This is a genomic window from Pectobacterium aquaticum (assembly GCF_003382565.3).
Classification (GTDB): Bacteria; Pseudomonadota; Gammaproteobacteria; order Enterobacterales; family Enterobacteriaceae; genus Pectobacterium; species Pectobacterium aquaticum.
Map to the genome: position 1 here is coordinate 550,075 of NZ_CP086253.1, position 13,667 is coordinate 563,741.

Sequence of the window (13,667 nt, forward strand, 5' to 3'; positions counted from 1 at the left end):
TGAACACTAACTTAGGTTGTGTTCACTATATCCTGCATTAAGTAGCATAAATGTAATAAATGTCCGATGTTCCGGACTTTAAATACCTCCGGAACATCGGCGCTTCGCTAAGCGAAGAACTCACTTCTGGATATGGCTTTAAAGTCAGAATCCCCTAAAACTTACAAATATCTTAACTTTTATAACTATTTGAAATTTATCAAATATAGTAACGATTATAACTATTGTAACGTCCAAAAGATTCACGCTGAAGCAAGTTGAGGTTTAACTTGTGATGTAGCGGCATAACTATCGTCTTTATCAAATCTATCAACGAAGCCGCATGCTGGGCGGCGTTCGCGCCACGCGGTGAAAGGGCAGCACCGCTGCCCCACTTACCGTCAGACATCCGTCAGGCGCTTGCGATCGACCTTACCGCTGCCAGTTTTGGGCAGCTTGTCGAGCACCACAATGCGCCCTGGCACCATGTAAGCCGGTAAGAATTGATGCAGCTGTTTGCGCAGCGCCAGTTTAGTCATCTCCGAGCTGGGTTTATACTCAACGTAACCAACCAGCACCGCGTCATCCCCTTCACCCTGAAGTTTGACGGCTGCATCCTGCACTTGTTCGATCCGTTTCAATTGCGCCTCGATCTCTCCTAATTCGATGCGAAATCCCCGTAATTTTACCTGATCGTCGAAGCGACCCAGATACTGATAACGATCGTCCGCCAGCAGCCGGACTTTATCGCCGGTGCGATACATTCGCTGCCCGGATTCCACCTGCTGAATAAAACGATCCTGCGTCAGATCGTCACGCTGCCAGTATCCGCTACTCAGCGCTTCACCGAGAATGCACAGTTCGCCGACCATCCCTTCCTCTAACGGATGGCGATCGTCATCGATCACCAGATGCTGATAGCCCGCCAGCGTATTGCCCAGCGCGACCGTGTGCTGGTTCTCCAACGCGGCCCCGTCGATCTGCGCCATCTGCGACCAAATTGTCGCTTCGGTTGGCCCATAGCAATTCCACAGCGTCCTGCAACGGCTAACCAGACGCTGTGCCAGTCGCAGATCCAGCGCTTCACCGCCGCACAGCGCGACCAGATCGGGTTTACCCTGCCAGCCCGCTTTGAACATCATGCGCCAGAAAGCGGGTGTGGCCTGCAATACGTTGATTTCCGGCCGAGCCTGCAAATACGCCGCGACTGCCTGCGGATCTTTGTATTCCTCGTGCGTGGTCAGGTGCTGCACGCCACCGACCCACAGCGGCGCAAACACTTCCAGCATGGAGATATCAAACGCCAGCGTGGTAATCAGCAGCCAGTTGGCGTTATCCGTTAACGCCAGCCGCTCTACGCTGGCATGAATAAAGGTTTGCAGCGCCCGCTGACCAATCACCACGCCTTTTGGTTTCCCTGTCGAACCGGAGGTAAACATCATGTAGGCCGCCGTTTCCGGTCCACCGGCCCGCGCCAGCTGTACGCTCGCTGTGGAATCACTGGCGGCATACGGTAAATCGCAGAGATTCAGTATCGGGCAGTCAAACGCCAGCGAACCGCCGGTGTAGCCGTCCTGCAAGACCGCAGCTAACGCCGCCTCCTGCTGAATCGCCTGTAGACGCTCCCCCGGAAAATCCGGCTCCAGCGGCACAAACGTCACCTGAGAAAACAGGCAGGCCAACAGCGCCGCCACGGTGTCAGGCTGACGACTAAGATGCATCCCCACGCGCTGACCCGCAGTCACACCCTGTGCAGCCAGCGCCTGTTGAATCAGCGCCACGCGTTGCAGCAGTTCCCGATAGCGAATGTCGCGCTCCTCAAAGACGATCGCCACGCGATCCTGACGCGCTTCCTCAGTAAGACGCGCCAGCAGTTCATCGTGCAGCGCGAGCGTCGTCGCTCGGTGCAGTAACGGCGCCACCCGCGGGCTGAGGCGGATCTGCGCCAGCCGTTCCCAGCGCGATGCCAGCAGGCCATCAAGTAGCTGCGTGAGATGGCGAGCAATGCGCTGTAGCTGCCGATTATCGAACTGTCCGTCAGGTGCGGTCAGAATTGACCGATCGTTTTGAACCTGTACGATCAGCGCCACGTTTTGCGCCGCTTTTTGTACTGCCACAGGCAACGATGCTATCTCCCCCACGATCAGCAGACTGCTAAACAGCGCATGCTGGATGTCTGCTGCCAGAAGCTCTGACGCAGACTGAGGGTCGCACGACGATCCCACGGCGGCGATCCACTCGCTGACGAGACGATCGCGCTGGTGAAAATGCACGATCAGCGGCCTCACGTTGTCAGGAAGATCGCCCGTGACGAGCGCCGCACACACCTGTTCTTCACCGCTGTACTTGTACAGCAGCCAACTCCACGCCGCGCTTACCAACGACGCGGGATAATGCCTAGTCAGTTCACTGCTATGCCGCTGTTCACCGTGCGCGGCACCCACCCGCTGCCCGAAGGCCGTGGGCTGTTGGATATCCGCCAGCGGGTTCTCCACTGCTTCATCGTTCCCTGTCATGACAGCGTTTCCTCATTGGCGGTAACCCTCGACTGTGCCAGATACCCGCTTAGCGCCTGCGGTGACGGGTAGCGCTGTAAAAGCGCCACACTCACCGGCTGTGCTAACGCACGGCTCAATGCCTGTGCCAGCGCAATACGCTGGAGCGAATCAACACCGCGTTCACACAGCGTCTGCGACCAGAGGCCGGATTCATTGAGATGTAGCGTTTGCGCCCACACACGCAGCAGCGACTCGGCTGACGGCGTATCCGGCTGGCTAATACCGCTATCTGCCACCGTTTTCTGCGCAACCACCGAACCTGCCGCTTTCTCATGCCCGATCATCTCGGCTGGCTGCTGCGGTGAGCTATTGATCAGCGCCACCACTTCGTCATGCCAGCGCATCAGCACCCGGCGCGCCTGCGCACTGTCCAACACATCAGCGTCAAACTCGAAGCGCAGCAGCATGCAGCCCGCCTGCTCACGCACCACCAGATTCAGCGGCATCTCGACTTTTTCATAGGCGGCGGAGAATTCGGGAGATAACCGATGCGGCTCATCAGCACGTTGGCCTTGTTCTGCTTTCGCGCTGGGCCGATTTTCATAAGCAGGATAGTTTTCATAAATAAACAGGCTGTTGAACAGACGCGGGCGTCCGGCCGTCAGGGCAATCAGCGACTGCGTGGCATGCTGATTCATCGCCATCAGCTCATTCTGCAACTGCACCAGATGCTGTTGCAGCGATACCGGCTGCTGCCAGCTCAGCGCCAGCGGCAGGCTGTTGATGTACAGACCCACGCTGCTCGCCACATCTTCTATCGGACTTTCCCTACCCGACAGCACGTTGCCGACAATGCTGACTGCATCGCCGGTCGAGCGCGCCAGCAGCCGGTGCCAGGCATATTGCGCAATAATGCTGTGTGTGACGCCCACCTCACGGGCAAAGACAATGAGTGCAGCCTGATCCTGTTCATTCAGGCTCACGCCTGTGACCTGCGGTTCAACCTGCGTCAGATGCTGGCTGAGATCGGCGCGTTTTCCCGCCGCCGCAAACAGCATCGCCACATCGTTCGTCTGCGCCAGCAGCGGCTGACGCTGCTGCCAGAAGGCATCAACAGCGGACTGCTGCGCCACGGCGTGCAGCGCATGATCCACATAAGCACGATCCGATTGAATCGCGGATGTTTCGCCGTGCATAAATGTTTCACCGCGCATCAACAGCAGATAGTCGCGGTGTACCGCGCCCAGCAGTTGTGGCCCGCTCCACCCATCAATCACGCTGTGGTGGCAGCTCAGGAGCACTCGATAGTCACGCTCGCCCAAACGGAAACAGGCAATGCGCAACAGCGGCGGCTGCGACAAGTCAAATCCTGAACGTAAATCCTGCTGGCGATAGCGCTCGATGGCCGCCAGTGGATCGGCGTCCTGCGCCACATCCTGATAGTAGAAAGGCAATTCTGCCTGCTTCACAATCACCTGCACGCTGGCCCATTCGCTTTCCAGTGCGGCACGCAGCGCTGGGAAACGCTGAATCTGACGCTGCCAGGCCTGACGATAGCCTTCCACATCCAGCGCCTGCGCATAGCGAATCGGCGTTTGCAGATGATAAGCATCATCCTGCGGACAGCGTAGACGGTGATACAACATCGACTGCTGGAGCGATGACAGCGGCAACAAGGTGTCGATGTCATAACGTTTTGACAGGCTATCAAGTTGCGTCTGGCTCAGCGCAACCGCCGGGAAATCGCTGGGGGTAAAGGCCGTGCCGTGGTGCAACTGTGCCAGACAAGCTGCCGTCAGCGCCCGCAGATTTTCCGTCAGGCGCGCCATCAGACGTTCGCTGCCGCGCTGGTTGAGGCAGCCGACCTGACGCAGCGTTAACTGCCCGCCTGCAATACCACCGTGGAGACTGATCACCTCCGCCGGTTTATTCTCCGTCGATACGCAGCAGCCCGGCGCGATGTCCACCGGACGCCACATGCCTGCCGCCTGAACCGACAGCCCGAGATAGTTGAACACAATCGGCGACAGCGTTAGCGAATTGCCCTGCGGGTGATGGTAGCGCAGCGGGTTAAACCCGACGCCTTTATCCGGCACCTGACGCAGCTGTTCTTTGCTAGATTTAATCAGGGAAGCCCAGTCGGACCGATCTTGCAGACACACCGGATAGGTGCTGGTAAACCACCCCACCGTGCGGCTGACATCCAGCGTCGGATCAATCGCTTCGCGGCCGTGCCCTTCCAGCATGATGCGCGCTTTGTCGCCCCAGCCGAGATCGTTTAACGTGCGGGTTAGTGCCGCCAGCAGCAAATCGCTAACTTCGGTATTAAAGGCACGATTGGCCTCGCTTACCAGTTGGCCCGTGGTTTCGGCGTCTAGCGTCAGAATCGCGGCGCTGGCCTGACCCTGCGGGTCTTTCGCCGCCAGCAGCGCTGCCTGATCCACGCCGTCTTCCTGCGCCTGCCAGTACGCTAACTGATCCGCATGCTGTGTGGCGTAGTTATGCAGCGCCATGCCCCACTGGCGATAGCTCGACGTTTTCGGCGCCAGCGCTTCACCAAGGTACAGCCGCTCCAGATCGTCGACCAGAATGCGCCAGGATACGGCATCAATCACCAGATGGTGGAAAGCGAGGAACACCGCCGTGTCCGCCTGCGGATGGTGCCGCACCAGTGCGGCGGCCATCGTCCTTCCCTGCGTGGGATCAAATTCACTCTGCAATGCGGTAAACGCCCGTTGCAGGCCGTCATCGCCAAGCTGGCGATAATCCAGCGTCGACACAACCGGGCAAGGCACCTCCGTCAGATAGCGTTGCCCGTCGGCATCACAAGCCAGACGCAGCGCGTCATGCTGCGCCATCAGCGCCTGCAACAGCGTGGTAAGGCGTTCGGTATCCACGTCCGGCAGTTGGATCATCGCCGCCTGATTCCAGTGTTCTGGACGTGCCAGCGGCTGTTCCCTAAACCAGCGCTGAATCGGCAGCAGCGCGAATTCGCCTTCCAGCGTGCCCTGCTCCGCGACAATGCCTGTGTCACGGTTATTCTGCGCCAGCACACGGCACAGACGCCGCACGCTTTTGGCTTCGAAAACGTCCTTCACCGTGCAAATATAGCCCGCGCTGCGCAGGCGGGTGGTCAGTTGGATACTGAGAATAGAATCACCGCCTAAGCGGAAGAAATCATCCTCAACGCCTAGCGGGGTATTCAGCACGCTACGCCAAATCGCCAGCACATCGGCTTCCAGCGGATTATCGGCTTCGCCGTCCCCCTCGCTGGCTTCCAGCACCGGCGGCAGCTGTTTCGTATCAAGCTTGCCGTTCGGCGTCAGCGGCATGTCTTCTAGCAGAATCAGTCGGAACGGCACCATGTATTCGGGCAGATGCTTCGCGACATCAATCAGCACGGCGGCGGGTTCCGGCGTGCTGCTATCGGCTTTCACCGTGCCATAGGCAACCAGCGCCGGACGGTTCCCCACCTGCGCCACGATGACTTTAACCTGTTTCAGCGACGGGCAGACTGCCGCCAGCTGCGCCTCGATTTCACCCGGTTCAATGCGGTAGCCGCGCAGCTTGATCTGCTCATCAATACGGCCACAGTATTCATAGTCGCCGTTGTTCAGCAGTCTGGCCTTGTCGCCCGTGCGATAAATGCGCAGCGTCGCCGTGCCGTGCTCGACATTATTCACGTCATTCAGCGTGATGTGTTCAAAGCGGCTGGCCGTCATTTGTGGCTGGTTGAGGTAGCCACGCGCCAGCCCAAGCCCCGCAAGACACAGCTCTCCCGGTACGCCCGCCGGACACAGTTGCCCCGCCGCATCCAGGATCAGTGCCTGAATATGAGTAAGCGGTTTACCGATAGTGACAGGCTGGCCTTTGCGCAGACGGGTACTCAACGCCGTGACGGTACACTCCGTCGGCCCGTACATGTTGTACAGCGCCACCTTATCGGCCCAGTTTTCCACCACCGCGTTCGGGCAGGCTTCTCCGCCCATGCCAATCGCCTGAATGCCATTAACCTGCTGTGGATCGAGAATCGACATCAGCGCCGTTGGCAAGATCAGATGCGTCGCGCCCGCCTGTTCGGCCTGCACAATCGCCCGATCGTTGGGTTCGCCAAACGCCAGCGTGCCGCCGCTGCTCAGCGGCAGCAGCGTCGTCATGTTACCGGCGTCAAACGAGAGCGACATGCAGTTGAACATGGTGCTTTGTGGCGTGAAACCGATGCGATCGCGGTGATCGTCCAGCAGATTGATCAGCGAACCGTGTTCGATCATGACGCCCTTCGGCAAACCGGTCGATCCCGAGGTGTAGATCACCTGTGCCAGCTGCTGTGCATGGCGCGGAATGGCTGGCGCTTCATCGCCCGGTAGATCCTGCCACTGCGCGACAACCGCAGGATCGGTCAGATCGATGCACTGTTCGGCAGACCACTGCGCCAACTGTTGCCCATCGCCGCCGAGAATGACGGAAAGATTGGCATCGGTAATGATGTGGCGCAGCCGCTCCGGCGGATAGTCAGGATCCAAGGGCACATAGGCAGCACCCGCTTTCCAGACAGCCAGCAGCGCAATGACAAAATAGCGATCGCGTTTCGCCAGCACGCCAACCAGCGACTGTTCGCCCAGCCCCTGACGGTGCAGCCAATGCGCCAGCCGATTCGCCTGCCTGTTCAGTTCAGCGTACGTCAGTGTGTCAGTGAGATGTTCACCATCAAAAGCAATCGCCAGCTGCTGTGGAGCGCGCTGTGCCATCGCTTCAACCACATCGGTTACCGTCAGCTGCGGCTGCGGATAGCTGCGCGGCAGTTGCTGACTTTCCGCCAGCACGGCAGTAAACCGCTCCGCTTCCATCAGCGGCAGGTGCCAGACATCGGTTTCCGGGGCCTCAACGACGGCTTCAATCAGCCGGATAAAGCGGTCGGCGTAATACTGGATCGTCTGGCGCTCAAACAGCGCGGTGGCAAACAGCCAGTCCAGCCGCACCTCGCCCATCAGCTCCGTCACCTTGACCGAAATATCGGTCTTGGCAGGCAGCACGGGCGAGGTTTCTTCCGCCGCATCACAGCCGGGGATCAGATCGTTGAAATCGACTTTGGCCTGATAAACCAGCATCACCTGAAAGATCGGGTTGATCGCCGTGGTGCGATCGGAGCCGATCGCCTCGCTTAATGCTTCAAAACGGTAGAGTTGATGATCGAAGGCCGACAGATCCTGTTCGCGGCAGTATTGCAGGTAATCAACAAAGCTTTGGCTGTCCTGCAACTGGGTGCGCAGCACGATGGTGTTAACGAAGAAGCCGACGACATCTTCGATATCCGGCCTTTCGCGGTAAGCCAGCGGCGAACCAATCACGATATCTTTCTCGCCGCTGATCCGCGCCAGCATCAGGGAAAACACCGCATGCAAGCCGATAAAATTAGACGTGTTGTAGCGCTGACACAGACGCTTGAATTTATCCCACAGATCGTTGTTGATCGCGGAGAAGATCACCTCACCGCCGCTGTTCTGGTGTGCTGGACGCGGTTTATCCAACGGCAGGCTGTGCACTTCGGGAATCCCCGTCAGCCGCTCAACCCAGAACGGTTTGAACTCGTTGTGGTAATCCAGAAACGAGGCAGAATTGAACCAGTGTGCGTAGTCAATATAGTTAAGCTGGGTCGGCTCGACGGGGTAAGGCTGGCGGTTTTGACAGGCCAGAAAAGCCGGTTTGAAGTCCGCAAACATATTCTTCACCGACCAGCCATCGGAAATAATATGGTGCTGGGTGATCAGCAGAACGTGCACCCGTTCGCTCATCTTCACCAGCCGCACGCGGGTGAGATCGCCCGCCGTGAGATCGAACGGGCGGCTGATTTCCGCTTTCACCTGCTGTTGCAAGCGCGCTTCCCGCTCGGCTTCCGGCAGCGATGAGAAGTCATCATGCTGTATCACAAACGGTTGATAGGCATCGATACGCTGTTCACCCTTGCCCTGTTCATTGACCACAAAGCGGGTGCGCAGGCTGGCATGGCGCTGCGCCAACGCGTCAAAAGCAAACTCCAGCGCCGCCACATCCAGCGTGCCGGTCAGCCGAAAATAGACCGGCATATTGTAGAGGTGTGATTGCTCTTCGTACTGCTCGATAAACCACAGTCCGCTTTGCGATGACGATAACGGGCCAGACGTCGCATTTTGCGGCGTGATGGGGCGCTCAAACGCCTGCTGCGCCGTCAGGCAGCGCACAATGGCGTCTTTGTTTTCCTTAATCGTGCGCCCAATCTCTGCCGTGATCGCGTCTTTGTTGGACTGCGAAATCAGCTGCCCCTGTGCATTCAACGCCAGACGAACGCCCTGCCGTTCCAGTTGTTTTAACAGCGTTACGATATCTTTCATGACTTATCACTCTCTCAGCAAATCAGGCCGTCAGCGTTGCCCCGCCATCCACCACCACGTCCTGCATGGTGATGTGGCTGGCTAGATCGGAAGCCAGAAAAACCACGGTATTGGCGATCTCTTCCGGCTGAGCGATCTTGCCCAGGGGAATTCCCAGTTTGTACTGGTCAGGAAAGCCCGCGATAGTGCGCTGCTCAGCATCCGCGCTGTGCCACATGCCGCGCTGCATCGGCGTATCCGTCGAGCCCGGCGACACCAGATTGCAGCGCACGCCGTAAGGCGCTAACTCCAGACCCGCGCAGTGAGACAGGCTGGTGAGCGCCGCTTTCGAGGCACAGTACGCCGCCATTTGCATACGGGGAACATGCGCGGCATTAGAGCCGACGCAGACAATCGCGCCGCGACGCTGCTGCTTGAAATGCGGCACCAGCGCGTTCAGCAGGTAAAACGCACCGGAGGCGTTAACGTTAATGCACTGGTGCCAGTCGTCCACGCTCAGCGCGTCGATATCACCGAGACGCAGAATCCCTGCGGCATTGACCAGAACGTCGAGCCCTGTTTCTGCCAACTGCTGGCGACAGACCGCCGCCACGCTGTCCGGTTCGCTGATATCCAGCGTCACACAGCTAAACGGATGATCGTCATGTCGGAATGCGCGATCGAAGCCGATCACGTTCGCGCCCAGCGCGACAAACTGGCGGGCAATGCTTTCGCCAATGCCGCTCGCCGCCCCGGTGACCCAGACAGTCTTGCCGCTGAAATCAAACTGAAGAGGTTGTGCCTTGTTCATCATTTTCCCTACCACACCATTTCCACGCTGTTTTCATCCTGTGACAGCCTGTCGTCCAGGTAGCGGCAGAAGTCGCTGAGCTGGGGATGATCGAACACATCAGACACCTTGATGCTGACGGAAAATTCGGCGGCCAGACGATTAACGATCTGGATGGTCTGCAATGACTGCCCGCCCAGTTCGAAGAAGTTATCCCGCGATTGGATCCCCGACACACCGAGGATCTGCTGCCAGATGGCGCTGACCCGGTTCTCGGTTTCGCTGGCTAACGCCTGAACAGGTGCCTCGTCGCGGTATTCCGCCAGCAAGCGCTTGCGATCAACCTTGTTGGAACCGGTTTTTGGCAACTGGCGAAAGGCGCGGTAATCGGTCGGGATCATCGCTGGCGGCAGCACGCTGCTCAGGCGCTGCTTCAGCGCACGTGCATCGATCTCGCCCGCTTTCGTGGCGACAAACGCCACCAGACGCCGCACGCCGTTAGGGTAAACAATGCCCTGCACGCAGGCTTCATCAACGTCCGGCTGCGCCAGCAGATGGGCTTCGACTTCCCCTGGCTGGATCCGGTAGCCGCTGATTTTAAATTCGTTATCCATACGCCCGAGGTACAACAGCTGTCCTTTTTCCAGCCGAACTCTGTCGCCAGTGCGGTAAGCAGGAAGCTCCTGATCGCCCACCGCTATTTGCATAAACGCCGTGTGTTCTGTACCGATATAACCCGCTGCCAGCGTTGGCCCCAGCAGCACCAGTTCCCCTTCCGCCGCAGGGCGATCGCCCGCCGCCAAAATCAGCGCGTTGACGCCCGCCAACGGCAGACCGATAGGAAGCTGCGCCACATCGGCAGACTGCGTTTGCAGATCGCAACTGGTCGCGACTACCGTGGTTTCGGTTGGGCCATAGGTATTGATTAAGCGCAGCGTATTCGGTGCATGACGCTGCCACTGCGCCAGTTGTTCGGGGTACACCGCTTCACCGCCGATGATGATGGCGCGCAGTGCGGAAGGCATGGTCAGCGTGCCGGTTTTCAGCCCCACCACCCATTCATTCCAGAATGCCGTTGGCAGATCGAGCAGCGTAATCGCCTGCTCTTCGACCTGCTCGACAAAGGTCGGAATAGACTCCAGCATCTCGTCGGTACGCAACACCAGCGTCGCACCGCTGGTCAGCGTGGCAAAAATTTCTTCGATGCTGGCATCAAAATTGAACGGAGCAAATTGCAGCACGCGATCCGCCGCACGCAGGCCGTAGCGCTGACGTGCCGCCGCCGTGAAGTGATCCAACGCGCTGGCACCGATCTCCACGCCTTTCGGCAATCCGGTCGATCCCGAGGTGAACATGACATAAGCAATCTGCCCGTCTCTCACTTCCACAGGCGGTAGCGCGGCGGCCTGTGCGTTGGATGACAGAAGATGCCCCGCCAGAACAATCTCGCCGGAAAAGACCGACGCCAGCCGATGTTGATAATCCGCCTGCGTGACGATCGTATGCAGATCGGCAATCTGGATGATGTGCTGCTGACGTTCACGCGGCTGTTCAGGATCGAGCGGCACATACACCGCACCGCACTGCATCACGGCCAGCAGGCAAATGATGGTTTCAGGGCTACGGTTCAGCATGATGCCGATGCGTTCGCCGGGCTGAACGCCGCGCTCATGCAGCGCCGCGGCAGCCTGACCGCTCAGATCCAGCAATTGCTGGTAACTGTACTGTCGATCGCGCTGCGTCAGCGCCGGATGGTTCGGGTTTTTACGCGCCTGTTTGGCGATCGCCGTCAGAACCGGTTCGGCAAACGGCTCAGGCTCGCGGCTGGTGATCAGCGCCAATTCGCGTTCTTCACGCAGCCAGCGTCCCAGCAGTTCGCCACTGGTCTGCTGCGGCTGTGCCAGCCAGCGTTGAAGCAGCGTGAACAGCGTTTCTTGCAGGCTGGCAAGCGCTTCCGCGCTGTAACAGGCTGGGTTAGCATCAAAATCCAGCACCGGTGTGCCATCCGGTTTGAAATGGATCTCGATCGTCAGATCTTCTACTGGCCCGGCACTGAGATTCAGGGTACTGGATGACAGCGATCCGTAGTTGAGCGGATGATCGAACGGCATGATGTTGATCAGCGGACCGAAGAGGCGCTGTTCGCCGCCGACGCGGTTCAGATCGCGCCGTAAATGTTCATAGCGATAATGCTGATGACGACGCAGCGTGCGTTTGGTGCGGGCAACCTGCTGCGCCAGTGTGACAAAGTCCGCCTGTTCATCCACCTGAATGCACAGCGGCACGATATTCATCTGCATGCTCGGCACCGTCAGCGAGGCGGAGCCGATACGGTTCATCACCATCATGCCGAACGTCAGCCTGTCGCTGCCGGACACCAGCTTGAGGTGCGTCGCCAGCATCGCCAAAAACAAATCCGGCCAACTGATTTTGTTGCCTTCACACAGCGCCGTCAGCGGCTGCCAGATATCTGTAGGCAACACGCTGCTTTGGCGCAAAAAACGCGCCACAATCGGGGCTTTTTTCTCGCTGAAGCTGGCCGGCTCCGGCATTGCGTTCAGCGTTTCTAGCCAGAAATCACGCGCCTGCGCCGTCTGCCCGCTGGCATCACGCTGCTGCTCTTCTTCCAGTACCTCGCTGAACGGGCCGAACTCCGCCACAGCCACGGGTTGCCCCGCCGTCAGTGCGGTATAGATCTGGGCGATGCGTTGAAACAGCATTGTGGTGCCAAAGCCGTCCAGCGCAATGTGGTGAACGCAGCTATAGAGAAAATCACGCTTTTCACCGCACAACAGCGCAAAGCGGCAGGGTAATCCGTTCAGCAAATCCAGCGGCTGGGCGATTTCCTCACGCGCCCACTGGCGTATTGTCTGCTCTTCATCCGTCATCGGCGCAGGCAACAGTTCACTAATCGGCAGCACGCCGATCGGCACCGATAGTTGTGAAGCCACAAAGCCGATTTCCGGCTGGTCGGTATGTTCACCCTCGACCTCAACAAACTGGCAGTACAGGCACTCACACTCCATGACTGCCTGACGGATCGCGCTTAGCATGGCTTCACTATCGACTTTGCCATCAAACGCGATGCACTCCGCCGTGTTGAACGTCGCTTTATCATCGTTCAGGGCATGACCTAACCACAGCCCGCGCTGCGCAACGCTCAAGGGCTTCATGATGCGGCTCCCTGCTGTTTTTCGATCAGCGCCCACCAGGCATTCAGGCTAGGGTTACGCGCCAGATCGACAAAGCTCAGCGTGACGCCCTGATTGCGCCATTCGGTCAGCAGCGCCATCATGCGCACCGAATCCAAACCATAGTCGATCAGGTTTTCATCTTCATCGAACTGATCGTCTTCTTCGTCGATCAAGGTCAGCAGGTGCGCTCTCAGTCCTTGTTTCGTCAGTGCCTGTGCCATTTTTGCTCCTGTGAGTTCTGCCGTGCTAACCACCCGTCCGGCGCGCGTCGCCACATATTTCAGCGCCATCTGGTGTTCCTGAAGTGAGAAATCCGCCACCGCATCGCCAACCATGAATGGCTTGATGTCGCGCATGAAGGCATCCGTTGCGGTAATCATGCAGCCGATATGCCCGTAAACGCCGCAGATAATCAGCTGATCTTTACCCATTTCTTTCATCATCGGTTCCAGCGGCGAACGGTGGAAGGCGCTGTAGCGCCACTTCACCAGCACCGTGTCGTGCTCATCCGGTGCCAGCGCGCTCACGACACGCTGCTTTTCAGGATGATTATTCAGCCCTGCGCCCCACATGTCGTTCAGCAGCGCCCGGTCAGCCGCGCTTTGTGCGTTCGGCTGCGCGGTATACACCACCGGAATCCCCTGTGCTTTGCAGTAGGTTCGCAACGCCACAATGTTCTCGATCAACTGCTGCGCCAGCGGGCTGCCCGCGCCATAGAAGTTCACGAAATAGTCCTGCATGTCGTGAATCAGCAGCACCGCGCGCGCAGGTTCAAACGCCCAGGAAACCTTGTTCTCAGGGAAATCCTGTGCGCGCGGCAGGGGATAAGACGCAATAGAAGGGATTGCCATCACAAAAT

At 58.5% G+C, this 13,667-nt stretch carries 5 protein-coding genes; all 5 read right to left on the reverse strand.

Features of this window, described 5'->3' with window-relative positions; translation table 11 throughout:
* Positions 1-380: 380 nt before the first annotated feature.
* Genes DMB82_RS02610 through DMB82_RS02630 form a run of 5 tightly spaced genes read right to left on the reverse strand, consistent with a single transcriptional unit; the run spans position 381 to position 13,659 of the window.
* Positions 381-2,495, reverse strand: coding sequence for an amino acid adenylation domain-containing protein (locus DMB82_RS02610; protein ID WP_116164406.1), 2,115 nt, complete (start codon positions 2,493-2,495; stop codon positions 381-383).
* A complete protein-coding gene (locus tag DMB82_RS02615) occupies positions 2,492-8,845 on the reverse strand; it encodes a non-ribosomal peptide synthetase (protein ID WP_116164404.1) in 6,354 nt (2,117 codons plus the stop codon). The genes DMB82_RS02610 and DMB82_RS02615 overlap by 4 nt, the downstream gene beginning before the upstream one ends.
* Before the next feature lie 22 nt (positions 8,846-8,867).
* Positions 8,868-9,638: a 2,3-dihydro-2,3-dihydroxybenzoate dehydrogenase gene (gene dhbA / locus DMB82_RS02620; protein WP_010303090.1), complete on the reverse strand. Its 771-nt coding sequence runs from the start codon at positions 9,636-9,638 to the stop codon at positions 8,868-8,870.
* Positions 9,639-9,643: 5 nt separating this feature from the next.
* Positions 9,644-12,787 (reverse strand): non-ribosomal peptide synthetase, encoded by a 3,144-nt coding sequence (locus DMB82_RS02625; protein ID WP_116164402.1) that lies wholly within the window; start codon positions 12,785-12,787, stop codon positions 9,644-9,646.
* Positions 12,784-13,659 carry an isochorismatase gene (locus DMB82_RS02630; protein ID WP_116156508.1) on the reverse strand — a complete coding sequence of 292 codons (876 nt, stop codon included), beginning with the start codon at positions 13,657-13,659 and terminating at the stop codon, positions 12,784-12,786. Before DMB82_RS02630 ends, DMB82_RS02625 begins: the two co-directional genes overlap by 4 nt.
* Positions 13,660-13,667: the final 8 nt, after the last annotated feature.